The organism is Arthrobacter sp. EM1 (assembly GCF_029964055.1).
GTDB lineage: Bacteria > Actinomycetota > Actinomycetes > Actinomycetales > Micrococcaceae > Arthrobacter.
This window is the reverse complement of record NZ_CP124836.1, coordinates 2,093,904-2,116,433: the sequence shown is the minus strand read 5'-3', so window position 1 is coordinate 2,116,433 and position 22,530 is coordinate 2,093,904. Positions and strand designations below refer to the sequence as shown.

At 65.6% G+C, this 22,530-nt stretch carries 22 protein-coding genes and 4 tRNA genes; 13 read left to right on the top strand and 13 right to left on the bottom strand.

All coding sequences use genetic code 11. The features are described from left to right. Nucleotides 1–10: 10 nt before the first annotated feature. The 4 genes from def to orn form a co-directional block, all read right to left on the bottom strand. Nucleotides 11–583, bottom strand: coding sequence for a peptide deformylase (gene def, locus QI450_RS09730; RefSeq protein ID WP_226774938.1), 573 nt, complete (start codon nt 581–583; stop codon nt 11–13). Between the two features lie 35 nt (nt 584–618). Further along, nucleotides 619–1,773 carry an acyl-CoA dehydrogenase family protein gene (locus tag QI450_RS09725; protein WP_226774937.1) on the bottom strand — a complete coding sequence of 385 codons (1,155 nt, stop codon included), beginning with the start codon at nt 1,771–1,773 and terminating at the stop codon, nt 619–621. Nucleotides 1,774–1,879: 106 nt separating this feature from the next. Beyond that, nucleotides 1,880–1,952: transfer RNA gene (locus tag QI450_RS09720), tRNA-His, on the bottom strand. 145 nt (nt 1,953–2,097) lie between these two features. Further along, on the bottom strand, nt 2,098–2,748 hold the full coding sequence (gene orn, locus QI450_RS09715) for an oligoribonuclease (protein ID WP_226774936.1): 651 nt from the start codon (nt 2,746–2,748) through the stop codon (nt 2,098–2,100). Between the two features lie 158 nt (nt 2,749–2,906). Here orn and mptB point away from each other — a divergent pair, with 158 nt between their 5' ends. Then, a complete protein-coding gene (gene mptB, locus QI450_RS09710; RefSeq protein WP_226774935.1) occupies nt 2,907–4,463 on the top strand; it encodes a polyprenol phosphomannose-dependent alpha 1,6 mannosyltransferase MptB in 1,557 nt (518 codons plus the stop codon). Here the strand turns inward: mptB and QI450_RS09705 are convergent. Beyond that, a complete protein-coding gene (locus QI450_RS09705) occupies nt 4,456–5,136 on the bottom strand; it encodes a DNA alkylation repair protein (protein WP_226774934.1) in 681 nt (226 codons plus the stop codon). The genes mptB and QI450_RS09705 overlap by 8 nt on opposite strands. Before the next feature lie 44 nt (nt 5,137–5,180). On the opposite strand from QI450_RS09705, the gene map reads away from it, so the two are divergent. Continuing rightward, nucleotides 5,181–5,948, top strand: a complete 768-nt coding sequence (gene map / locus QI450_RS09700; RefSeq protein ID WP_226774933.1) for a type I methionyl aminopeptidase — start codon at nt 5,181–5,183, stop codon at nt 5,946–5,948. 78 nt (nt 5,949–6,026) lie between these two features. Here the strand turns inward: map and QI450_RS09695 are convergent, their stop codons facing one another. Both QI450_RS09695 and QI450_RS09690 read right to left on the bottom strand, forming a co-directional pair. Further along, entirely contained in the window at nt 6,027–6,554 is a 528-nt protein-coding gene (locus tag QI450_RS09695) for a lipopolysaccharide assembly protein LapA domain-containing protein (RefSeq protein ID WP_226774932.1), read from the bottom strand. Between the two features lie 183 nt (nt 6,555–6,737). Further along, a tRNA-Arg gene (locus tag QI450_RS09690) sits at nt 6,738–6,813 on the bottom strand. A 228-nt stretch (nt 6,814–7,041) separates the two neighbouring features. On the opposite strand from QI450_RS09690, the gene QI450_RS09685 reads away from it, so the two are divergent. The 3 genes from QI450_RS09685 (at nt 7,042) to ettA (ending at nt 9,968) form a co-directional block, all read left to right on the top strand. After that, nucleotides 7,042–7,608 (top strand): single-stranded DNA-binding protein, encoded by a 567-nt coding sequence (locus QI450_RS09685; RefSeq protein WP_226774931.1) that lies wholly within the window; start codon nt 7,042–7,044, stop codon nt 7,606–7,608. Between the two features lie 103 nt (nt 7,609–7,711). Beyond that, nucleotides 7,712–8,209 carry a hypothetical protein gene (locus QI450_RS09680; protein ID WP_226774930.1) on the top strand — a complete coding sequence of 166 codons (498 nt, stop codon included), beginning with the start codon at nt 7,712–7,714 and terminating at the stop codon, nt 8,207–8,209. Nucleotides 8,210–8,285: 76 nt separating this feature from the next. Further along, on the top strand, nt 8,286–9,968 hold the full coding sequence (gene ettA, locus QI450_RS09675) for an energy-dependent translational throttle protein EttA (RefSeq protein WP_226774929.1): 1,683 nt from the start codon (nt 8,286–8,288) through the stop codon (nt 9,966–9,968). Nucleotides 9,969–10,037: 69 nt separating this feature from the next. Here ettA and QI450_RS09670 read toward each other — a convergent pair whose 3' ends face one another. After that, nucleotides 10,038–11,018, bottom strand: coding sequence for an acyl-CoA thioesterase II (locus QI450_RS09670; protein ID WP_226774928.1), 981 nt, complete (start codon nt 11,016–11,018; stop codon nt 10,038–10,040). Nucleotides 11,019–11,081: 63 nt separating this feature from the next. On the opposite strand from QI450_RS09670, the gene QI450_RS09665 reads away from it, so the two are divergent. Beyond that, nucleotides 11,082–11,741 (top strand): hypothetical protein, encoded by a 660-nt coding sequence (locus QI450_RS09665; protein WP_226774927.1) that lies wholly within the window; start codon nt 11,082–11,084, stop codon nt 11,739–11,741. Between the two features lie 61 nt (nt 11,742–11,802). On the opposite strand, the gene QI450_RS09660 is transcribed toward QI450_RS09665, so the two are convergent. The 4 genes from QI450_RS09660 to pepN all read right to left on the bottom strand — a co-directional run bounded on the left by QI450_RS09660 (nt 11,803) and on the right by pepN (nt 16,261). Then, a complete protein-coding gene (locus QI450_RS09660) occupies nt 11,803–12,261 on the bottom strand; it encodes a globin (protein ID WP_226774926.1) in 459 nt (152 codons plus the stop codon). A 4-nt stretch (nt 12,262–12,265) separates the two neighbouring features. Further along, nucleotides 12,266–12,925 (bottom strand): mechanosensitive ion channel domain-containing protein, encoded by a 660-nt coding sequence (locus tag QI450_RS09655; RefSeq protein ID WP_226774925.1) that lies wholly within the window; start codon nt 12,923–12,925, stop codon nt 12,266–12,268. Nucleotides 12,926–13,082: 157 nt separating this feature from the next. Next, the gene (locus QI450_RS09650) at nt 13,083–13,580 is read right to left on the bottom strand and encodes an OsmC family protein (RefSeq protein ID WP_226774924.1); all 498 of its coding nucleotides are present in this window, start codon (nt 13,578–13,580) and stop codon (nt 13,083–13,085) included. A gap of 125 nt (nt 13,581–13,705) precedes the next feature. Further along, the gene (pepN, locus tag QI450_RS09645) at nt 13,706–16,261 is read right to left on the bottom strand and encodes an aminopeptidase N (RefSeq protein WP_282467997.1); all 2,556 of its coding nucleotides are present in this window, start codon (nt 16,259–16,261) and stop codon (nt 13,706–13,708) included. 148 nt (nt 16,262–16,409) lie between these two features. On the opposite strand from pepN, the gene QI450_RS09640 reads away from it, so the two are divergent. The 3 genes from QI450_RS09640 to QI450_RS09630 all read left to right on the top strand — a co-directional run bounded on the left by QI450_RS09640 (nt 16,410) and on the right by QI450_RS09630 (nt 18,938). Further along, nucleotides 16,410–17,411: a hypothetical protein gene (locus QI450_RS09640; RefSeq protein ID WP_226774589.1), complete on the top strand. Its 1,002-nt coding sequence runs from the start codon at nt 16,410–16,412 to the stop codon at nt 17,409–17,411. Nucleotides 17,412–17,532: 121 nt separating this feature from the next. Continuing rightward, nucleotides 17,533–18,024, top strand: coding sequence for a ribose-5-phosphate isomerase (locus QI450_RS09635; protein WP_226774588.1), 492 nt, complete (start codon nt 17,533–17,535; stop codon nt 18,022–18,024). Continuing rightward, complete coding sequence (locus QI450_RS09630) at nt 18,024–18,938, top strand: DNA-formamidopyrimidine glycosylase family protein (RefSeq protein WP_226774587.1); 915 nt, start codon at nt 18,024–18,026, stop codon at nt 18,936–18,938. The genes QI450_RS09635 and QI450_RS09630 overlap by 1 nt, the downstream gene beginning before the upstream one ends. Before the next feature lie 116 nt (nt 18,939–19,054). Here QI450_RS09630 and QI450_RS09625 read toward each other — a convergent pair. After that, nucleotides 19,055–19,125, bottom strand: a tRNA-Gly gene (locus QI450_RS09625). A gap of 133 nt (nt 19,126–19,258) precedes the next feature. Here QI450_RS09625 and QI450_RS09620 point away from each other — a divergent pair. The 4 genes from QI450_RS09620 to QI450_RS09605 all read left to right on the top strand — a co-directional run bounded on the left by QI450_RS09620 (nt 19,259) and on the right by QI450_RS09605 (nt 22,374). Further along, a tRNA-Pro gene (locus tag QI450_RS09620) sits at nt 19,259–19,333 on the top strand. A 68-nt stretch (nt 19,334–19,401) separates the two neighbouring features. After that, on the top strand, nt 19,402–20,799 hold the full coding sequence (gene tig / locus QI450_RS09615) for a trigger factor (RefSeq protein WP_226774586.1): 1,398 nt from the start codon (nt 19,402–19,404) through the stop codon (nt 20,797–20,799). Between the two features lie 244 nt (nt 20,800–21,043). After that, a complete protein-coding gene (locus tag QI450_RS09610; RefSeq protein WP_226774595.1) occupies nt 21,044–21,676 on the top strand; it encodes an ATP-dependent Clp protease proteolytic subunit in 633 nt (210 codons plus the stop codon). A gap of 38 nt (nt 21,677–21,714) precedes the next feature. Continuing rightward, nucleotides 21,715–22,374: an ATP-dependent Clp protease proteolytic subunit gene (locus tag QI450_RS09605; protein ID WP_226761217.1), complete on the top strand. Its 660-nt coding sequence runs from the start codon at nt 21,715–21,717 to the stop codon at nt 22,372–22,374. Nucleotides 22,375–22,530 lie beyond the last annotated feature (156 nt).

Genomic DNA, 22,530 nt, shown 5'->3' with positions numbered 1-22,530 from the left:
GCAGGCCGCCCTAGTGCCCGAAGGGGTCCGGATCCACACCGGGCATCCAGGTCAGACCAGGGACGCCCCAGCCGCTCTTTTTGGCTTGTTTTTTGGCTTGGCGCGAATACCGGTCGATCAGCTTGTTGACGTACAACTTCCCGTCGAGGTGGTCGAATTCGTGCTGGATCACGCGCGCGAACCAGCCGGTCGCCTCGAAATCAACGGGGTTGCCGTCGCCGTCGAAGCCCTGCACCCGGGCCCACTCCGCCCGCTTCAGCGGATACTGCCCGCCGGGGAAGGACAGGCAGCCTTCCTCCTCCTCGTCCGGATCCGGCAGCGCGCCGGAAATCTTCGAGAGGGTCAGCACCGGGTTGACCACGGCGCCGGACGGCGGGGCGCCGTCGTCGTTGTCGTATTTGTAGATAAAGAGCCGTTTGCCGACGCCGACCTGGGGCGCGGCGAGACCGACGCCGTTGGCGGCGTCGTTGGTCTCGAACATGTCCGCGATGAGTGTCCGGAGCTCGTCGTCGAAGGCTGCAACCTCAGCTGCCCGGCGGTGCAGTACGGGCTCGCCCCAGATCGTAATGGGCAGAACTGTCATGTCAGAAACGTTCCTCTGTGCTAAGTGGTGGCGGGTCAGCCGGCGATGGCGCGGCCGACGACGTCGCGCATAATTTCGTTGGTGCCGCCGAAGATGGTCAGCAGCCGGGCAGCGAGGTAGGCCTGCGCCACCGGGTATTCCAGGATGTAGCCGTAGCCGCCGTGCAGCTGCAGGCAACGGTCCGTGACGGACTTTGCCCGTTCGGACGCCCAGAGCTTCGCGCGTGCGGCGGTCGCGGCGTCGAGCTCTCCGGCATTAAAGGCCTGAATGGCCCGGTCAACGTACGTTTCGGTGACCTCGACCTCCGTGAGGATGTCGGCCAATTCAAAGCGGCTGTTCTGGAAATCGATGATCCGCTCGCCGAAGGCATTGCGGTCCTTGGTGTACTGCACGGTCGCCTCGTAAATGGCACGCACGACGGCGGAGCTCGCCACCGCGATGGCCAGCCGGCCCTGGGGGAGCTGCTCCGCGCAGTACTGCAGGCCCTTTCCTTCCTCACCGACGAGGTCGGCGTGCGGGACACGGACGTTGTCGAAGAACAGTTCCGCTGTGTCCGAGGCCTTCAGCCCCATCTTGTCCAGCTGCTTGCCGGTGTTGTAACCCTCGCCCTTCCGGACCATAAACAGGGAGAAGGAGTTGTGGTTTCCGCGGCCGGTGCTGCCGTCGCTGCGGGCCAGGACCAGGGCGGCATCACCGGAGATGCCGTTGCCAATGAAGGTCTTCTGGCCGCTGATCAGCCAGTCATCGCCCTCGCGCACGGCTTTAGTGCGGATGCCGCGGAGGTCCGATCCGGCACCTGGCTCCGTCCAGGCAACCGAGGTGACCGTTTCGCCGGAGACCATGCCGGGAAGCCAGCGACCTTTCAGCTCCTCGGAGCCGTAGGCCAGCAGGTGGGGGAGGACCATGTCATCGTGGAGATGGAAGGCCAGGCCGACGGCGAGGTGGTTGCTCCTGGCGAATTCCTCATCCAGCACGGCGCGGAAGCGGTAGTCGTTCATGCCCAGGCCGCCGAACTCCTCCGGCACGGCCAGTCCCAACAGGCCCTGTTCACCGGCGGCAGTCCACAGCGCCCGGGACATCATGTGGTCCGTGTCCCACTGGGCGTAGTGCGGCGCTACGGCCCGGGTGTTGAACTCGGCAGCCATCTCACGGAACATCTCGTGATCTTCTTCAAAAATCGTGCGCTTCATCGCGTTTCCTTTCGTTCACGGTTCCATGGACAGACAACAAAGGCCGCACCGGATATCCGGTACGGCCTTCGTCTAGGGTCGGACACTTACTGCCGTCCTTGATGCGGGTGAGCGACGGGGGTTGAACCCGCGACCTCCTGGACCACAACCAGGCGCTCTGCCAACTGAGCTACGCCCACCATGTGCCCCGCCATGCCTTCCGGAGGACCGGCTGGCTGAAAAGGCAACGACAAATAGCTTACCTGTTCTTCGGGGCCGCTTGTGCCACTTTTTGGGTTTTCGCCAAAAATTTCCGCAAACGTGGCGCAGATAACTCCGCTGCGGCTACGTCGCCGGCTGCCCGGACGGGGTCTGGGCAGCGGATTCCCCGGCCGTTCCCGTGATGCTGCTGGCAATCCGCCGTGCGGTGACGCTGTCCGGGCCCGGTGCCGGCACAAAGACAGCCTCACGGTAGTAGCGCAATTCATCAATGGAATCCTGGATGTCGCCCAGCGCCCGGTGGCCGCCGAGCTTGGCGGGGGACTGGAAGTAGGCCCGCGCGAACCAGCGTCGGGAGAGTTCCTTGATCGTGCTGACGTCGATGACCCGGTAGTGCAGGTGCTCCACCAGTTCCGGCATGTCCCGGGCCAGGAAGACGCGGTCGGTTCCGACCGAGTTGCCGCCCAGCGGCGCCTTCTTGGGATCCGGCACCCACTTCTTGATGTAGTCCAGGACGATGCCCTGGGCTTCCGCCATCGTCTTGCCGTGGGGCAGCTCCGCCAGGAGCCCGGAACGGGTGTGCATGTCGCGGACAAAGTCGTTCATCTGCGTGAGGGCCGCGTCGTCGGGTTTGATGACGACGTCGACGCCGTCACCAAGGATATTCAGCTCAGAGTCCGTCACCAGCGCGGCTACCTCGATGAGGGCGTCGTCCTTGGTGTCCAGGCCGGTCATTTCGCAGTCGATCCAGACAATGCGTTCATTAGATATAGGCACGCGCCCAGCCTACCGTTTCGTCGCCCACGGGAGGTCCGGTGCTAGGATTTCGGGTACGCGGGGCGACGGAATTGTTTGTCTCCGCGGCGTGCCCCGGGCCCGTTCCAACGGCCGGCAGCGGGTGGAATGAGCCCCACAACAGATTGGACGATCCTGAGATGACGGCGCCTGTGCCTGCGGCGGGGAAAGCGGCTGCCGGCACGTCCCCGGCGGCAGCCGTTGCTGAGGTTGACAATGCACGTTCGCCGCTGCTGGCGGGATTCATCGGCTCCCTTTTTATGGCGATCGGTTCCCTCGGCGTGGGCTGGTTGGCGCCCGCCTCCGACCTCCGCCGCGTCCCGCTGTTCATTTGGATGCGCACCGAAGCAATCGGGGTTGGCCTGTGCATTGTGCTGCTCGCCGTTGGCGGGATGCTCCTGGTCCGGTCCTGGCTCAGGCTTGGCCAGCGCGTGCGGGTGTGGGGTGCGCAGGCACGCAGGGCGACCCTGCAGGCGGTGGCGCTGTGGGGGCTGCCCATGATGTTCTCGGTCCCGCTGTTCAGCCGCGACGTCTACGCCTATATCGGGCAAGGCCGCCTGATGGTGGAGGGCTTCAACCCCTACGAAAACGGTATCTCCGCGCTGTCGAACTATTTCCAGCTCGGGGCCGACAAAATGTGGACTGAGGCGCCGGTACCTTACGGACAGCTCTTCCTCTGGATCGAGCAGCTTGTGGTCTGGTCCACCAACGTGCACCCCGAGGCCAGCATTATGCTCTTCCGCCTTGCCGCGCTGGCGGGGATCGTGCTGTGCATCGTCTACGTGCCCAAGCTCGCCGAACTCCACGGTGTTAACCCGCACCGCGCGCTGTGGCTGACCGCCGCCAATCCGCTTTTCCTCACCAACTTCATCGCCAGCGTCCACAACGACGCCCTGATGATCGGTCTGGCCCTGGCCGGGCTGTACTACTGCGCTACCCGGCGCGTCATCCTCGGCCTGGTCCTGGTGACCCTGTCCGTCTCGGTCAAGCCCATCACCATCGTTTTCCTGCCCTTCATTGGTTTGCTCTGGGCCGGAAAGAACGCCGGCTGGCCGCGCAAATTCGTTTTCTGGGGGCTCACCGCCGGCATCAGCCTCGCCCTGCTGTACGCCATGAGCCTGGTCAACGGCTTCGGCTTCGGCTGGATTAACGGCCTATCCGCGCCGGGCAGCATCTGGATCTGGTACGCCCCGGTCGGGCTGCTGGGCCTGGTGGTCGCCTCGATCTTCAACGCCTTCGGACTCGACGGCTGGGGACTGGCCAAATGGGTCTACGACGCCGGTAAGCTGCTTGCCCTCGGCATCATCGCCTGGCAGATCTTCCGCGGCGACTACGACCGCCTGATTCGGCGGCTCGCGCTGGCGTTCGCCGCCGTCGTCATCCTCGCCCCGATGATCCAGTCCTGGTACGTGGTGTGGCTGATCCCGCTCTTCGCCCTCACCGGCATCCGGGACGACTGGCAGGTCAAGGCGCTCTACTTCATCGTGTCGTTCTTTATGGTGTACGCCATCTCGGACCAGCTGGAAGTCTTCCCCTACCTGCAGACAGCCGATCTGGGCCTGGCGTTGGCCCTGGCCCGGAATGCCGCGGCGATCATCGCCCTGCTGTTTGCCCTGTACCTGATCTTCCTCGACCCCAAGACCAAGCTGCTCTTCAGCAAAACAGAGGAATCAGCCAGCAGCCGCCCGATCATTTAAGCTTCCGGAGGGCTTCCCGCAGGGAGAGCGGGCTGAGCTCTTCGCGGTGCCGTGCCGCGAACTCCCGGACCCATTTCGGATCCGTGCCGGCGTAGTCACGCAGGGCCCAGCCAATTGCCTTCCGGATGAAGAATTCCCGGTCGGCCAGATTGGGCTCGATAACTGCTGCCAGCAGGGCACGATCCGTTGCGGATTTGGCGCCCAGCTGGGCCGTGATGGCGGCGCGCCGGATCCAGAAGTCCGGTTCGGTACTCCAGCGGCGCAGCGCGGGGGACACTTGGCCCGGGTGTGTCTGCAGCAGATCGCACAGCCGGTGCGACACTCCGTCCACCAGGTCCCACCAGGCTCCGCTGCGGATGATTTCCTCGTAGACCGGCAGCATGCCCAACTCACCGGTGGCCAGCTTGAGGCCAGTGAGATCGATGGCCGCGTGGCGTTCTTCGCGCCAGTTTGAGCTGCGCCACAGTTCCAGGACGCCGGAGAGCAAGTCCTCAAGGGAGCCGGGAGGCAGTTCGCCGGCGGCTGCCTTGACGATCCGACGGATCTCGGGAACCCGGACCCCCAGCGAGGGCAATCCGGACTTCAGGTAGGCCTGCGCCCTGGCAGCCCGCGCGGGATCTGCTGCCGCCTGCAGGCGGGAGCGGATCACGGACAGAAGTTCAGCGGTGGCCATAAGGACACTTTAGCTACGCTCCGGCGGGCCCTAGAGTGGAGCCCATGTCAATGATCAAGACGCCTGCCGAAATTGCCCTGATGCGCGAAGCCGGCCGGGTAGTGGCCACCACGCTGCAGCGCGTCCGTGAGGCCGCCGCCGTTGGTGTGTCCCTGAAGGAACTGGACGAGGTGGCCGCGGCGACTATTGCCGCCGCCGGGGCAACACCGGCGTTCCTGAACTACAAGCCACGGTGGGCCGCTGTGCCGTTTCCCGGCGTGATCTGCACGTCCGTCAACGACGCCGTGGTGCACGGCATCCCGAACGGCTACCGGCTCCAGGACGGTGACCTGCTCAGCGTGGACTGCGGCGCGTTCCTTGAGGGCTGGTGCGGCGACGCTGCCATAAGCTTTATCGTCGGCACCGCCGACCCGGCGGACCAGGCACTGATTGATGCGACGGACGCGGCACTGGCCCGGGGCATCGAGGCCGCCAGAATCGGCAACAAGATGGGGGACCTGGGCTACGCCGTCGGCGGTGCATCACGCCGCGCAGGCTACGGGATGCTGGCAGACCACGGCGGCCACGGAATCGGCACGACCATGCACGCGGATCCGCACGTTCCCAACGACGGCCGGCCCGGCCGCGGCATCAAGCTGACTGAAGGTCTTGTCATCGCCATCGAGCCGATGCTGATCCTGGGCGGCAACGATGAGTACTTCCACGACGATGACGAATGGACGCTTCGCTCGGCCAACGGCCGCCGTGCCGCACACAGCGAACACACCGTCGCGATCACAAAAGACGGTCCGCTGATCCTGACCCGGCCCTAGATGGTGGTGGCGGGCCAGCCGGGGCGGCGAGGCGTACGACGGCGAGTCCCGGCGTTGCGTCGCCGGGGCCGGACGTTATCAGCGGGTATGCGTCCCCGTGCCGGCGCGTCGGCCGACGCGCTGGCGGTGCGCGGCGAGCCGCAGCTGAATGATGCGGGCGGCTCCGGCGATGGCGACCAGCACGCCGCCGCCAACTGCCGCGATGAACAGTGCAATGCCGAGCGGCACCGAGCCCTCCAGGCCAAAGAACTTCACAAGGACATATTCCTGGTTCTGCAGGATAAAGGCGATGAGCAGGATCAGCACTACCAGTGCTGCGGCGACGGCTGCCCAGACCATACCCGCACGGGTAACCCGGCGCGGTTCCGCGGCGGTCGCCGATGCCTCGGGCTGGTGCGGCAGCGGCGTGTCCTTGTGCTCCGGCGGCGTCGCGGGGGTGGCCGGAATCGTGACAGGGGCGGAGGCCCGTTCGGTGCCGGTTGCCGGCGACTCTGCAGAATTCCTTGCCACGGCCGGTCCGGACGCGGCGGGGGCCGATTCCGGGTAGCGGGGGGTCTCGGCTTCGTTGGGATCGTGGGGTTCAAATTCCCGGGGTGTCTGCGTCATGGCGGCGTACCTTTCGTTGCGTGCGGGCGCACCGTCATGCCTGGCGCCGTGCTTGTGTACTAATACTAAGTGTGCTGATCGCAGAAGGTCGACGTGCGGGCCGAGGACGTGCCGTAACCGTGCCCGCGGCCGAAAAGTGCGGCCCTGACCTGCGGAACGTTCCGGCAGGCCAGAGCCGCATTCTGGTGCCCCAGGAGGGAATCGAACCCCCGACCGGCGGATTAGAAGGCCGCTGCTCTATCCCCTGAGCTACTGGGGCAAGACGGCATAACTGCCGGCTGCTGCCGGGAGATGCCTCCACGAGTTTACCGTGCCCTCAGAGTGTCCGCTGTCAGGAACACCCGGTAGCCCGGACAGTGCAGCAGGCACCCCGCTGGGGCCGGATCGGGGTTTTCCACATGGCCTCTTTTGCTCCTCGCGGAGTCCGCTTCCCGGCGCGATGCTGAAGGAGCCGGCTAGGCACAACATTTCGAGACAGGACATGAGCATGAGTGACAACATCACGGTCCGTGGCTTCGTCGCCACGGAGATCACGAGTTCGACGACGCCGGGTGGGGTGGCGACGGCGAAATTCCGCATCGGGTCCACCGAGCGGCGGTACGACCGTGCCACGAGCGCCTGGGTGGACGGCAACACCAACTGGTTTACGGTCCAGGGCTACCGGCAGCTGGCAGGAAACATCGGTTGCAGCATCAAGAAAGGCCAGCGAGTCATCGTGGTGGGCCGGCTCAAGTTAAGGAGCTGGGAAAAGGACGGCCGGATCTATCACGCAGTCGAGATTGATGCCGAGTCAGTCGGCCACGACCTTATGTGGGGTTCCGCCAACTTCATCCGGACGGCCGCCAATGGCTCGGCAACGGCCCCGGGTCCCTCCGGTTCGCCGGCCGCTTTCCTGGACGGCAGCCCCGAGGGTGGGCCGCTGGAGGACCAAGGCCACGAAGGGCGGAACGAGGATGACGGGCCCGTTTCCCGCGCAGTCTTTGTCGACGAAATCAGCGGCGACGTAGAGGAACTCGACGAGGAAACGGGGGAGTTGAAAGGGGCCGCCGCCTGACGCTCCGGCCGCTGACCCCGTCAGCGCAGCGGCGACGGCCGTATTGCAGCCAACCCTTGGCGGGTTCAATGCGGCAGCCCCCGGGCCGTGCCAGAATGACCGGGTGAAGCGATCCAGAACCGGCAGCCGCGGCGCAGCATCCGTCCCGGCACGGGCCAGTGCGCTGGCCATGGTTCTTGCGCTGGTGGTTACGGCTGGGATCGGGTGCTCGGCGCCGTCGGAATCCGGCGGCGGAGGCGAAGCCACTGCGTCCGCCGGGGTAGCCGGCGTCGCGCACGGCGGCACCACCATTCCCGCCCCGGACGCTGCGCTGTCGGACGCAAAAGCCCGGCTCGAGGCAGCCCTTCGGCCGCTCGCCGCGGCCGACGCGAAGCCCGGGACGGAAAGGATCCGCACCGCGCTGACGGACGCGGGGTTCCCCGCCGACAGTGGAGAGGTCACGGCAAGCAAAACCCCCACGGGGCTGGACACGGACGCTGTTGAAGTTGCCGTGCAGGTAGACCGGAACTGCATCATCGCCCAGCTTCGCAATGGCACGGTCACGGCGTCCGTCCTGCCGGTCCTCGCTGATGGCCGCTGTTTCGTTGGTACCCCGGGCTGAGTCCGGCCCGCCGTCACGGAGTCCCCCAGGACTGCAGGATGTGAGTTATCCCGGCCGAACCACTAGATTTGTAGGCATGGCGGAATTTATCTACACAATGACCAAGGCCCGAAAGGCCGTTGGCGAAAAACTTATCCTCGATGACGTGAGCATGTCCTTCTTCCCGGGGGCCAAGATTGGCGTCGTCGGCCCGAACGGTGCCGGCAAGTCCACCATTTTGAAGATCATGGCGGGGCTGGACACCCCCTCCAACGGCGAGGCCCGGCTCAGCGCCGGTTACACGGTCGGCATCTTGCTGCAGGAGCCGCCGCTCAACGAGGACAAGACCGTCCTGGGCAACGTCCAGGAAGGTGTCGGTGAGATCTACGGCAAGATCCAGCGCTTTAATGACATCTCCGAAGAGATGGCCAATCCCGACGCCGACTATGATGCCCTCCTGGAGGAAATGGGCCAGTTGCAGGAAGCGATCGACGACGCCGATGCCTGGGACCTCGATTCCCAGCTCGAGCAGGCCATGGACGCCCTCCGCTGCCCGCCGGCCGACGCAGACGTCACCCTGCTCTCCGGCGGCGAGCGTCGCCGTGTTGCCCTGTGCAAGCTCCTGCTCCAGAAGCCAGACCTGCTGCTCCTCGACGAGCCCACTAACCACCTTGACGCGGAGAGCGTGCTGTGGCTTGAACAGCATCTCTCGGCCTACCCCGGCGCCGTCCTCGCCGTCACCCACGACCGGTACTTCCTGGACCATGTGGCCCAGTGGATCGCCGAAGTGGACCGCGGCCACTTGTACCCGTACGAGGGCAACTACTCCACGTACCTTGAGAAAAAACGCGCCCGCCTGGAAGTCCAAGGCAAAAAGGACGCCAAGCAGGCTAAGCGGCTCACCGAGGAACTTGAGTGGGTACGCTCCAATGCCAAGGGCCGCCAGACGAAGTCCAAGGCTCGTCTGGCCCGCTACGAGGAGATGGCTGCGGAGGCTGACCGCACCCGCAAGCTGGACTTCGAAGAGATCCAGATTCCGCCGGGACCGCGCCTGGGTGGCCTCGTCCTGGAAGCGAAGAACCTGCAGAAGGGCTTCGAGGACCGCACCTTGATCGACGGGCTGTCCTTTACCCTGCCGCGCAACGGCATCGTCGGTGTTATCGGCCCCAACGGCGTCGGAAAAACCACCCTGTTCAAGACCATCGTCGGACTCGAGCCCCTCGACGGAGGCGAGCTGAAGATCGGTGACTCCGTCAAGATTTCCTACGCGGACCAGAGCCGCGGCGGTATCGACCCGAACAAGACCCTCTGGGAGGTTGTCTCGGACGGACTCGACTACATCCAGGTCGGCCAAGTTGAAATGCCGTCCCGCGCCTATGTTGCCGCCTTCGGCTTTAAGGGCCCGGACCAGCAGAAGAAGGCCGGGGTGCTCTCCGGTGGCGAGCGCAACCGCCTGAACCTGGCACTGACCCTCAAGCAGGGCGGAAACCTGCTGCTGCTCGACGAGCCCACTAACGACCTCGACGTCGAGACCCTCAGCAGCCTCGAAAACGCTTTGCTCGAATTCCCGGGCTGCGCCGTTGTGGTTTCGCACGACCGTTGGTTCCTGGACCGGGTGGCCACCCACATCCTGGCTTATGAAGGTGACGAGGAGAACCCCTCCAAGTGGTACTGGTTCGAGGGCAACTTCGAATCCTACGAGGAGAACAAAGTCGAGCGCCTGGGCGCGGACGCAGCCAAGCCGCACCGCGTGACCCACCGTCGCCTCACCCGCGACTAGGCCAGCGCCGCACTGCACGGACGACCAAGGCCGGCTCCCCGCGGGGAACCGGCCTTGGTCGTTCCTGCATCAGCCGCGTTCAGCCTTGCGCATCTGGTGCTCCAGGACCTTGGTCTGGACGGCCCCCTTGACCTTGCTTTTGAGGTCAGTGGGAACCCTGATCATGCCTTCCTGCGCCACGGTTGCCACGTGGCGGCCGTCACGGCTGAAGATCTTGCCGGTGGCCAGGCCGCGGGCGCTTTGGGCGCTGGGGGATTCCTGCACGTAGAGCAGCCACTCGTCCACCCGGACCGGCCGGTGCCACCACATCGCGTGGTCCAGGCTGGCCACGGACATCCCGGGGGTAATCCAGCTCATCCCGTGCTTGCGGAGGATCGATTCCAACAGCGTGTAGTCACTTGCGTAGGCAAGCGCGGCGCGGTGCAGCTCCGGATCATCCGGCATAGGTCCAAACGTCTTCATCCAGACGGCATTGCGCGGTGCTTTTTCGCCCTTGGCCGAAACGTAGAGGGCAGGGTCAACGTGACGGATGTCAAAAGGCCGCTCATAGGCCCAGTGGCGCGCCACCGGATGATCGAACTTTCCCAACAGGTCAGCGGTGCTCGGCAGCGACTCCGGGGCGGGGATGCCGGACGGCATCTCGGACTGGTGTTCGATCCCTTCATCCGGGTCCTGGAACGACGCGATCATCGACAGGATGGGCATGCCCTCCTGGTACGCGTGCACCCGCCGTGCTGAGAACGATCGTCCATCCCTGAGGCGCTGGACCCCAAAGGTAATCGGCTTGTTAGCGTCCCCCGGCCGCAGGAAGTAGCCGTGCATGGAATGCACGCCGCGCCCTTCGGGGACCGTCCTGCTTCCGGCGATCAGCGACTGTGCGAGTACCTGGCCGCCGAAAACCCGGTGCCTGGGCTGCTGCTGGGAGGGGCCCATAAAGATGTCCTCATCTGTCCGGGCACCCTCCAGCTCGCCGAGGTTCAGCAGTTGGAGGAGCGAGGAGGTGGGGTCCTGTGTCGGTGGTCCCTGCAATCCGGCTTCGGCTTCAGTCATGGTTCGACTCTAGACGTCCCTCCGCCGCGGTCCCAAAGAGGCACAGCCGGTAGAGTCGATATTGTGTCTGACGTCCTCACCCTGCCCCTGCAGTTCACCGATCCCCGCGATCTCGCTGACCTGCGCACCTTCGCGGCCCGCGCCAAGTCCATTGACGACGGTGCCATCCGCCTCCAGGCCTCCGGCCGGGTGCTCGCCGCCTACGTGTGTGTGCTGCGGCCACGGCTGCTGGGCGAATCGACACCGACGATCCTCGGCCTGCGGACCATGGCCCTGGCGCAGCCGGCGGACACTGACGTCACCGTCCCAATCTCCGCGGTGCTGGATCGGCTGGCGCGCGCGGGCCAGGACGACGTCGAGCTCCCGCTGCCGCCGGTCACCGTTACCGAATCGTGGGCCGGCGTCGGGGCTCCCCGAACCGGGTGGGAGGCCGTGGCCACCCTGTCTGATTCCGCCCTGCGCAGGTCCGCCGAGGCCGGTATCAGTGAGATTGCAGCCATCATCCCGGACAAGCCCGGCGCCTTGATCGTCAACAACGCCCGCGCCACTGTCTGGGGCCGGGAGCTGGAGGGAGCCGGCGGACTGCCGCTGGGTGCCGCGTTTGCGGCCCTCACCCTCGGCTTCCTCGCCGACGGCGAGCAGCAGCTCTACCGGTCCGGGCGCTGGTTCCGGCTCAGCGGGGCCCGGGGGCACGTCCTGGCCCGCTCCGGTTCAGGACTCTAGGACCGTCAGTAGCCACGGCTCGTTAGCCGCGGCTCGTTCTGCGGCGTCCGCCGGGCGCAGCTCAGGATTCGGACGGGCTGTTCACCATGGACAGTGCTGCCCGCTCCATGTAGTCCCACAGCGTCCCCTCGTGCAGCGGCGGGAGGTCCAGGGAATCCACCGCGGTGCGCATGTGATGCAGCCAGCGGTCCTTGGCCTCCGGGGTGACCCGGAAGGGCTGGTGCCGCATCCTGAGCCGGGGGTGCCCGCGTTCCTCGCCATACGTCGTCGGGCCGCCCCAGTACTGCTCGAGGAACATCAGGAAACGGCGCCGGGCAGGGCCCAGATCCTCCTCCGGATACATCGGCCGCAGCAATGGATCCGATGCGACGCCGTCGTAGAAGACATCAATGAGCTTAACAAACGTCTTGTGGCCGCCCACTGCATCGTAAAAGTTGTCGGTGTAGCCCGGCCTGCTGAACGGATCGTTCTGCAGCAGTTGCTTGGGCTGTCCGGGTCCGCCGGCGCTGGGAATTGTCATGGCTCTACTCTCCGGCCTGTTGCTGGGGTGTGCTGTCTTCGGTGTCCGCCGTTGGACTTCCGGGCGGAACATAATTGCCCTGGGAACGGTTGCCCACCCGCAGGATTTCGCCGTTGCGCAGGTACCAGATGGCGCCGTCTTCGGCCCGCACCCGGGTGATCCGAAGGTTCATCGATTCCACAGTGCCCACCACCTCGGAGGTCTCGATGATGTCGCCGATGCCGTACTGGTCCTCGATGGTGATGAAAATGCCGGACAGGAAGTCCCGGATCAGCTGCTGGGCGCCGAAGCCCAAGGCAATTCCGAGGATTCCGACGCTGGTCAGGATCGGCGCGACGTCCACGTTCAGGTTCTTAAGCACGTATACGCCGGTGAGTACGGCTACCAGGACGCCTGCCACGCTGCTGAGAAGTGCCCCGATTGTGTTGGCCCGCTGGACTCTGCGCTCATGGTCCAGGGCGCGGAACGCGGGAGCCACCCAGCGGAACCGAGGTTTTTTGAAGAATGTGCTGCCCGCGGCGACCCGTTTCGTGATTCCGCCGATCACGACGGACGCCACCAGCCAGATGGCGACGCCGACCCCCAGACTGATGAGGACCCCCGGCACGTTGATGGCCGAGATGTCCGGAGCGGTGATGGGCGTGGCGCTGGTCAGGCTGATCATCGGTGGGGGAGTACTCCTTGTTGCGGCGTCCGGCGGGCGCATAAAGCTCTGGTCTGGTTCAACAGTAGCGCCGTAGCGGTTGCCCGCGGAGCATAGCGCGCTGCGGCAGCCTACCCGGCCGCGCTCCAGGGGGCCGGCAGGGACCTGGATCCGGAAACTACGGCGAAACCACGTCCCGCCGGCCTGCCGGCGCCGTGACCGGCTCGTGCAGCACCGGGAAGTTGACGCTCCGGGCGATGAAGCAGACCTTGTTCGCAGCGCTGTGCAGGTCCGCCATCACGGCCTCCGGGACCGGCTCCGCAGTGCTCACCCGCGGCCTGAGCGTGACCGACTCAAACTGTCCACTGCCGTCCCGATTGGTCCGCATCAGCCCCTCGGCCCGGTCTTCATAAGCCGTGACCACTACACCGTGCTTCACCGCAACGTGCAGGAAGGACAGCATATGGCACTGGCAGAGTGCGGCCAGCAGGAGCTGTTCCGGGTTGAAACGGGTCCGGTCGCCGTGGAAGGCCGGGTCTGCGGAGCCCCGCAGGGCGGGCAGCCCGGGAACCTCGATGTCGTGGTCCCGTGCATACCCGCGGTACGACGCCGTCCCCTCGCCAAGGTTCCCGGTCCAGCGGACAGTCAGCGCGTAGCGGTGTTCGTCGAGGCTCATTACCCCAGCCTAAAACACATCCCTGCCCAACTAGCTGGCAGCAGGGGTCGTTATGAGCGTCCAAAACGGCGTTTGCTGCGAGCTAGTTGGGCGGGACTCCGGGAAACGGCTCCCTAAGCGGCTCCCTAGCCGGCGTCGGCCTGCCGGGCCCGCAGTGCGCGGGCCACACCGTCGCGGTTCTCCAACATCATTCGGCGCAGCGCCGCACTGTCCGCCGGCAGCGAGGCCAGGAACTCATCCGTGCGGTCCACCGTGGCCTGTGTGGTCAGCTGGGCCGGGTAGAGCCCGACGACGATCTGCTGGGCCAGGGCGTGGGTGCGGTCCCTGACCACGCCGGGGACGGCCGCAAAGTATTTCTCCGCGTAAGGCTCCAGCAGTGAGGTGTCCAGCACCCGGGTGAAGCCGGCGACCGCCGAACCCTGCAGGGCGTTGGAGAGTTCGTTGGTGACCACAATCGACTCCCAGGCCGCAGCCTTGGCCGCGGCGGTGGGGATGGCCGCCTTCGCCAGGGCCGCCGCGTTTTGTCCGGTGGCGGTGTTGTCGTGCTCGAGCTCGGCGTCGATCGCCTCCTGCCCGGCCTGGCCGCCGACCACGAGGGCGGTGGTCAGTTCCCAGCGCAGGTCCTGGTCCACGGTCAGGCCGGCCAGTTTCAGGGAGCCGTCAAGCAGCCCGGCGACGGTATCGAACTGACCGGCGCTGCGGGCCAACAGGGCAAAGGCCTTCACGAACTGAAGCTGTGCGTCGGAGCCGGCCCGGACGCCGGCGGCAAGCTCCCAGAGCCGGCCGGCCGCGGCGGTCGCGGTGGCTTCCTTGTGGTCCGCTGCCACATAGAAGTTCAGCGTCGTGGCCAGCTGGCGGAGCTGGACCATGGTCACTGACGAATCGGATTCCTCCGCGATGTTGGCCAGGATCAACTCCACGTAGCCGCGTGCCGGAGTCTCGCCGTCGCGCGCCGCGTCCCAGGCCGAACCCCAGACGAGGGTGCGGGGCAGGCTCTGGCCGATGTCCTTCAGGTGTGCTGTGGCAGTGGCGAGGGACTTCGGGTCCAGCCGGACCTTGGCGTAGGCGAGGTCATCGTCGTTGAGCAGGATCAGGTCCGGCTGTGCGAGCCCCGCCAGGGCGGGCACCTCGGTGCGCGGGCCGTCGACGTCGAGTTCCGCGCGGTGCACGCGCTCCAGCTTCCCGGCACCATTGAGGTTGTAGAAGCCGACGGCGAGCCGGTGCGGACGGATGGTCGGCTGGGTCTCGGTGGCGGTCTGCAGGATGGCGAAGGACGAGATGCTTCCGTCCGCACCCACGGACAGTTCCGACGTCAGGGTGTTGACCCCGGCGGTCTCCAGCCAAAGTTTCCCCCAGTGGTCCAAGTCGCGGCCGCTGGCCTTTTCGAGCTCGACCATCAGGTCGCTGAGCTCGGTGTTCTGCCAGGAGTGCTTGCGGAAGTACTCGCGGACGCCGGCCATAAATTCCTCCGGACCCACCCAGGCCACCAGTTGCCGGAGCACCGAGGCGCCCTTGGCGTAGGTGATGCCGTCGAAGTTCACTTCGACGTCTTCCAGGTCCTTGATCTCGGCGAAGATCGGGTGGGTGGTCGGCAGCTGGTCCTGGCGGTACGCCCAGGATTTCTCCACCGAGGCAAAAGTGGTCCAGGCGTGGTCGAATGCCGTGTTCTCGACGGCGGCAAGGTGGGACATGTACTCGGCAAAGGACTCATTGAGCCAGAGGTCGTTCCACCAGCGCATCGTCACAAGGTCCCCGAACCACATGTGGGCGAGTTCGTGCAGCACGGTGATGGCACGGCGCTCCACCTGGGCGTCGGTGACCTTGCTGCGGAAGACGTAGCCTTCCAGGATGGTCACGGCGCCGGCGTTTTCCATCGCACCGGCGTTGAACTCGGGCACAAAGAGCTGATCGTACTTCTCGAACGGGTACGGGCAGCCGAACTGCGCCTCAAAAAACTCGAAGCCCTGCCGGGTGAGTTCGAAGATGTTGTCCGCGTCCAGGTACTGCATCAGCGACTTGCGGGCGAAGACGCCCAGCGGAGTGACTTTCCCGGTGGCGGACACTACTTCACTGCGCACCGATTCGTACGGCCCGGCGATCAGGGCCGTGACGTAGGAGGACAGGCGCGGGGTGGGGCTGAATTCCCAGACGGAGCGGGCGCCGCCGTCGGGGCCGGGGATGGTTTCCACCGGCACCGGGGTGGGGGAGTTGGAGATGAGATCCCAGTGCGAGGGCGCAGTCACAGTGAACGTGAAGCTGGCCTTGAGGTCGGGCTGTTCAAACACGGCAAACATCCGCCGGGAATCCGGAACCTCGAACTGGGTGTAGAGGTAGACCTCCTGGTCCACCGGATCCACGAACCGGTGCAGGCCCTCGCCGGTATTCATGTAGGGGGCCTCGGCGACCACCATCAGCTCGTTGTCCGCTGCGAGATCCGGCAGCTGGATGCGGACTCCGTCGGAGACCGCTGCAGGGTCCAGCTCGCGGCCGTTCAGTTTCACGCTGTGCACCGCGTCGGTCACCGCGTCGATGAACGTCGAGGAACCCGGCACGGCCGTGAACTTCACAGCGGTGGTGGAGCCGAAGACTTTCCCTCCGCGGGTCAGGTCGAGCTCGACCTCGTAGGATTCGACGGCGATCAGTTCGGCGCGCTCGCGTGCTTCGGCGCGCGTCAGGTTCATTCCGGGCAAGGGGAGCCTCCAGGGATGCTGTGCGGATGGGCGAACAAGTATTGTGAAATCATTCTTTCACGTCTGCGGTGCTTGGCAAGTTGCGTTAGGTCCCACCACGATACCGAAGCCCTCATCACCCGGGGGTAGCGTGGTGGATATGGATAGATTCCGGGATTCCGTCGACGCCAGGGCACTGCGCTTCGCCTTGGGGTTTCCGCTGATGCTGGCAACGGCGTTTGTGGTGTGCGCCTTGCTGATCCGCACGGAGCTGCCCGAGCCGCTGGCAGTGCGCTGGGCTGAGGGCGGCGCGGCGGACTTCGCACCGTTCCCGGCCGTGACCGGAGTTGGCGCCGCCCTGATCGTGCTGCTTGGCGGCGGCGTGCTGCTGCAGGCGGTACCGCTGTCCCGCCCAGCGGTGATGCGCCGGATCATGATGGGCGCCGGTCTGTTCGTCAGTTTGTTCATCACCGCCGTCCTCGCAGCCGTGCTGGTCGGTCAGCTCGGGCTCGGCAATGCGAGGCAGGCCCAGGTGGACGTCACAGTACTCGCCATGGGAAGCGGCGCGGCACTGGGCCTGGGTTTCGTGATGGGCTTTGTTTTCAAGGCCGACGAACGCTGGTCCGCCGACGATGAGAAGGCCGTGGCGGCGGCCCTGGCCCGCGAAATCGATCCCGGGCTTGCCCGCGATGCAGTGAGCCTGTGGGTCCACGCCCGCAGTTCCGTTTTTGTGATGCTCGGGGTCGCCACAGTGCTTCCAGCCGCACTTCTCACCATCGCCTTGCCCTGGCTGGCGGCCCTGCTCGTGGCCCTGGCCCTGCTGGCGGCGGCGTGCCTGTTCGCCCGCATCCGGGTGGACCGGGGCGGCCTGCGCGTCTTCGCCGCAGGCTTCGTCCGGGTACTGGATGTTCCGGCCGGCGCCATCGAGTCGGCGACACAGCAGGAGATCCGGGCGGCCGACTTTGGCGGCTGGGGTTACCGCAGCCACGGCAGCACAACTGCCCTGCTGGTCAGCAGCGGACCGGCAATCGTTGTGGGCCGTTCCGACGGGCGGACCGTTACCGTCAGCGGCGGGAGCGCCGCCACTGCGGAGAACGTAGCGCAGGTCATCTCACGGGTGGCCGCACGCGCGCACCGGGACGGCGGAGCCGCCGGTGTGTGACGAACTGCCGGCAGGCGGAACGGCCGGCTCGGTCGCGTGCCCTAGTAAGCTGGAAGCAGCTTCCCAGACCGCACCGCAGACCCGGTGACCCCACTGCTCTGCCCCACCGAACGGATACGCCGTGACCCTTCCTGACCTCCCGCGCGTGCACATCGCCACCGACCACGCCGGCATGGAACTCAGTGCCCACCTCGTCGCCCATCTTGGCGCCAAGGGGTACGAGGTAGTCGACCACGGACCCGCGGCCTACGACGCCCTGGATGACTACCCCTCCTTCTGCATCAATGCCGCTCTTGCGGTCGTTGCGGACCAGGAAGCCGGCACACACGCCCTGGGCATCGTGCTGGGCGGCTCCGGCAACGGCGAGCAGATTGCAGCGAACAAGGTCAAGGGCGTCCGGGCGGCGCTGGCCTGGAACCTGTCCACGGCGAAGCTGGCGCGAGATCACAACGACGCCAACGTGGTCGCCGTCGGCGGCCGGCAGCACAGCGTCAAGGAGGCCACCGAAATCATCGAGGCGTTCCTGGCGGAACCATTCAGCAACGACGTCCGCCACGTCCGCCGGATCGGCAAGATCGCCGCCTATGAGCGCACCGGCGAGGTCCTCGCCTAGTGCCGGAGGGACATTCCGTCCACCGGCTGGCCCGCCAGTTCGGCGACGTCTTTACGGGCGAGCAGCTAGCGGTGTCGAGTCCGCAGGGGCGTTTTGTCCGGGGCGCGGCACTGTTGGACGGCCATACGCTCACCGGCTCCACCGCGCACGGGAAGCACCTCTTCCTGGCGTTCGGCCACGGGCTGGCGCTGCACGTCCACCTGGGCCTCTACGGGGCCTGGGATTTCGGCGGAGACGCAGGCTTCCGGGGCGCGTCGAGCATCGGAGCGCCCCGGAAAGTCGGGGAACGGGAGATTTTTGACGACGGTGCGTCGGCTGAGCCGGCACCGTATTCGGGCCCGCCGGCACCGGTCGGCGCCGTCCGGGTCCGTCTCGCCGGGGTCCACGGTTGGGCCGATCTGCGCGGCGCAACGACGTGCGAAGTGGTTACCGAAGCCGAAGCCGCCGCAGTGCTCGCCCGACTCGGACCCGATCCGCTGCGAAACCTGCCCGGGGACCGGGACTCCTTTGTTGCCGCTGTCCGGGCCCGGCGCACGCCGATCGCGGCCCTGCTGATGGACCAAAAGGTCATCGCCGGCGTCGGCAATGTCTACCGCGCCGAACTGCTGTTCCGGCAGGGGCTGGACCCCTGGCTGCCGGGCCGCTCGCTCTCCGCCGCTGCTGCCCGGGAGCTGTGGGACGACAGCGTCGCGGTGATGTCCGACGGCGTCCGTGACGGCAGGATCATCACAACACCCCCGGACTGCTGGGCCGGCCTCGCCGCGAGCGGGAACCGTCGCCAGCTGCCCGCCCCGGACGAGTCCCACTTCGTCTACCGGAGGCAGGGTCTCGACTGCCGGAACTGCGGAACGACGGTGGCGCTGACCGACCTGGGGGCCCGCAAGCTCTATTGGTGCCCTTCCTGCCAGCGGTGAGAGTACTCTTTGCGGGCAGCGGGCCATCGAGTTCCTTGCTGGTGGCGGGCCCGTGCGGCCGGCCAAACGGGTACAAAAAAGCCCCTCCGGAGAGGGGCTTTCTCGTCATATTTCTGAGGGGACGACGGGAATCGAACCCGCGTAATCAGTTTGGAAGACTGAGGCTTTACCATTAAGCTACGTCCCCGGGACTTTGCAGGAGACTTCCAGCAAAACTTCCGGGTGGCTGTTCAAGCCGGATACAACTAAACCTAATTCAGGGCCCCAGTGTCAAATGTGCAAACCGGCACGATATGACCGTAGACTGTTCTGTGCACTTACGGGGTGTAGCTCAGCTTGGCTAGAGCGCCTGCTTTGGGAGCAGGAAGTCGCAGGTTCAAATCCTGTCACCCCGACTCTGCAGTTGCCGCCAGACCTTGGCGGTGCAGAACCCCACCCCCTAAAAACCAGGAGTACTTAGACTGTGAAGAGCGCTGTCGAGAACCTCACCCCCACGCGGGTCAAGCTCAATGTTGAGGTCCCCTTTGAGGAATTGAAACCCAGCATCGCAGAGGCATATAAGACTGTTGCTTCGCAGATCCAGGTCCCCGGTTTCCGCAAGGGCAAGGTCCCCTCCAAGCTTATTGACCAGCGCGTCGGCCGCGGCTATGTGCTGGAGACTGCCATCAACGAAGGCCTGAACGGCTGGTACCAGGCGGCAGTCCAGGAAACCGGCATCCGTCCGCTGAGCCGTCCAGAGGTCGAAATCACCGAAGTTCCGGATCCTTCAGCCACCGATGGTGAGCTGAAGTTCCACGCCGAGGTTGACGTCCGCCCCGAGATCGAGCTGCCCGACTACGCCGGCATCAAGGTTGAGGTTGCGGCCGCTGCTTCCACCGACGCCGACGTCGAGACGGCCCTGGATGAGCTTCGCGGCCGCTTCGGCACGCTGAAGTCCGTGGACCGCCCCGCGGCCGACAAAGATTTCCTCACCATCGACATCACCGCCACCATCGACGGCGTCGAAGTCGACTCCGCCACGGGCCTGTCCTACCAGGTAGGCGCCGGCACAATGCTTGAGGGCCTTGATGAAGCTGTCACCGGCCTCAGCGCCGACGAGGATGCGATCTTCGACACCACCCTGGTGGGCGGCGAGCACGCCGGTGAGTCCGCCCAGGTCAAGGTCGTCGTCAAGTCCGTCAAGGAGCGCGAGCTGCCCGAGGCCGACGACGACTTCGCCCAGCTGGCCTCGGAGTTCGACACCCTGGCCGAACTCCGCGAGGACCTCACCAAGCAGGCCGCAGAGTCCAAGGTCGTCGAGCAGGGCGTTGAAGCCCGTGACAAGGTCCTCGACAAGCTCGTTGAGCTCGTTGCGGTTCCCGTACCGGCCTCCGTCGTCGAAGAGCAGCTTGAGCAGCACTTCAACGCCGAAAACGCACACGGTGAAGGCGATCACGACACCGAGGAGCACCGCGCCGAGGTCAAGGCCAACAGCGAGCGGGCTTTCCAGAACGAGATCATCCTGGACGCCATCGCCGAAAAGGAAGAAGTCAACGTCAGCCAGAACGAGCTGATCGACTACATCGTGACCACCGCCGGCCAGTACGGCATGGACCCGAACCAGTTCGCCCAGATCATCGATCAGAGCGGCCAGGTCCCCATGATGGTTTCCGAGGTCCGCCGCCGCAAGGCACTGGCCGTGGTCCTCGGCCAGGCCGAGGTCACCGACTCTGAGGGCAACGCCGTCGACCTCAGCGACTTCGTCCGCCCCGGCGACGAAGAGGCAACCGTTGAGGCAACTGCCGAGGCCGAGGAAAGCGCTTCCGAGGAAGCGGCAACCGAGACCGGCACAAATGATGATCCGGCAGCCGTGAAGTTCTAATACCTTCCGCTCCCGCGGTCCAGCAGCACCCCCGGATCTTTGATCCGGGGGTGCTGCTTTTTAAGCCTGTGACGAACCCTCCCGGCCAGTCGTGCGCCGTCAGCGAACAGCCCCGCGCCTGCGCACAAAGCGGTCCGAAAAACCGTTAGTGTCCATGTAGGAAAGTTCAGTGATGTCGTCCAGTGGCATCACCGTCGCCAGCGAGAGGGAAGTACATATGTCACAGCAAGCAGGGGCACCCCGGATGGCTACTGTCGATCCGGCAGCCCAGGACAACTACATTTACAACCGCCTGCTGAAAGAGCGCATCATCTGGCTCGGCTCCGAGGTCCGCGACGAGAACGCCAACGCGATCTGCTCGCAGCTGCTGCTGCTCTCGGCCGAGAACCCCGAGAAGGATATCTACCTCTACATCAATTCACCGGGCGGGTCCGTGACGGCCGGCATGGCCATCTACGACACCATGCAGTTCATCCCCAACGACGTCGTGACCGTCGCCACCGGCCTGGCCGCCTCGATGGGACAGTTCCTGCTCTCCTCCGGTACCAAGGGCAAGCGCTACGCCACCCCGAACGCACGCATCCTGATGCACCAGCCCTCGGGCGGCATCGGCGGCACGGCATCGGACATCAAAATCCAGGCCGAGCTCATCCTGCACATGAAGAAGGTTATGGCCGAGCTGACCGCTGACCAGACCGGACAGAGCGTCGAGACCATCCTCAAGGACAACGACCGCGACAAGTGGTTCACGGCCAAGGAGGCCCTTGACTACGGTTTCTTCGACAAGATTGCGGCGCACGCGGGCTCCGTGGCCGGCGGCGGCGGAACCAATGCCGGCGGCAGTGACAACGGCACAGACACAGCCACCGAGAACTGACCGGCACGCAGACAGCAATGACTTCAGGAGCAATGAACATGAACTACAACTTCGGTTCGACTGCCGGTAACCTGCCGAGCAGCCGCTACGTGCTGCCGCAGTTCGAAGAGCGCACCCCCTACGGATTCAAGCGCCAGGACCCTTACACCAAGCTGTTCGAGGACCGCATCATCTTCCTCGGCGTCCAGGTTGACGACGCGTCGGCCGACGACGTGATGGCCCAGCTGCTGGTGCTGGAGTCAACTGACCCGGACCGCGACATTACCCTCTACATCAACTCCCCGGGCGGGTCCTTCACCGCTATGACCGCGATCTACGACACCATGACGTATATCCGCCCGGAGATCCAGACCGTCTGCCTCGGCCAGGCCGCCAGTGCCGCGGCTGTGCTCCTTGCAGCCGGCACACCGGGCAAGCGCCTCGCGCTTCCCAACGCCCGCGTCCTCATTCACCAGCCCTCCCTGTCCGGCGGCCAGGGCGGCCAGGCCTCCGACCTGGAGATCCAGGCAGCCGAGGTTATGCGGATGCGGTCCTGGCTTGAGGACACGCTGGCCAAGCACTCCGGCCGGACCCCCGAGCAGGTCAACAACGACATCGAACGCGACAAGATCCTCACCGCAGCCGAGGCGATGCAGTATGGTCTGATCGACCAGGTGCTGGATTCACGCAAGATGAAGCCCCAGGCAATCACCAAGTAGCTAAGCAGCAGTTCCCGACACCGGTGCGCCACTTGACGTGGCCGCACCGGTGTCTGCTTTCCACTCAATAGACCGAAAGTGACCTAGAGTGGAACATGTCACGGTTGGCCTCCCTGGGGAAGGTCCGTGATTCCAGTAACGGGTGCAGCGCTGCGC

What these genes read in the sequence shown, in the direction of transcription:
- def (WP_226774938.1), bottom strand. Translation starts at nt 583, where the DNA reads ATGACAGTTCTGCCCATTACGATCTGGGGCGAGCCCGTACTGCACCGC.
- QI450_RS09725 (WP_226774937.1), bottom strand. Translation starts at nt 1,773, where the DNA reads ATGAAGCGCACGATTTTTGAAGAAGATCACGAGATGTTCCGTGAGATG.
- mptB (WP_226774935.1), top strand. Translation starts at nt 2,907, where the DNA reads ATGACGGCGCCTGTGCCTGCGGCGGGGAAAGCGGCTGCCGGCACGTCC.
- QI450_RS09705 (WP_226774934.1), bottom strand. Translation starts at nt 5,136, where the DNA reads ATGGCCACCGCTGAACTTCTGTCCGTGATCCGCTCCCGCCTGCAGGCG.
- map (WP_226774933.1), top strand. Translation starts at nt 5,181, where the DNA reads ATGTCAATGATCAAGACGCCTGCCGAAATTGCCCTGATGCGCGAAGCC.
- QI450_RS09695 (WP_226774932.1), bottom strand. Translation starts at nt 6,554, where the DNA reads ATGACGCAGACACCCCGGGAATTTGAACCCCACGATCCCAACGAAGCC.
- QI450_RS09685 (WP_226774931.1), top strand. Translation starts at nt 7,042, where the DNA reads ATGAGTGACAACATCACGGTCCGTGGCTTCGTCGCCACGGAGATCACG.
- ettA (WP_226774929.1), top strand. Translation starts at nt 8,286, where the DNA reads ATGGCGGAATTTATCTACACAATGACCAAGGCCCGAAAGGCCGTTGGC.
- QI450_RS09670 (WP_226774928.1), bottom strand. Translation starts at nt 11,018, where the DNA reads ATGACTGAAGCCGAAGCCGGATTGCAGGGACCACCGACACAGGACCCC.
- QI450_RS09660 (WP_226774926.1), bottom strand. Translation starts at nt 12,261, where the DNA reads ATGACAATTCCCAGCGCCGGCGGACCCGGACAGCCCAAGCAACTGCTG.
- QI450_RS09655 (WP_226774925.1), bottom strand. Translation starts at nt 12,925, where the DNA reads ATGATCAGCCTGACCAGCGCCACGCCCATCACCGCTCCGGACATCTCG.
- QI450_RS09650 (WP_226774924.1), bottom strand. Translation starts at nt 13,580, where the DNA reads ATGAGCCTCGACGAACACCGCTACGCGCTGACTGTCCGCTGGACCGGG.
- pepN (WP_282467997.1), bottom strand. Translation starts at nt 16,261, where the DNA reads ATGAACCTGACGCGCGCCGAAGCACGCGAGCGCGCCGAACTGATCGCC.
- QI450_RS09640 (WP_226774589.1), top strand. Translation starts at nt 16,410, where the DNA reads ATGGATAGATTCCGGGATTCCGTCGACGCCAGGGCACTGCGCTTCGCC.
- QI450_RS09610 (WP_226774595.1), top strand. Translation starts at nt 21,044, where the DNA reads ATGGCTACTGTCGATCCGGCAGCCCAGGACAACTACATTTACAACCGC.
- QI450_RS09605 (WP_226761217.1), top strand. Translation starts at nt 21,715, where the DNA reads ATGAACTACAACTTCGGTTCGACTGCCGGTAACCTGCCGAGCAGCCGC.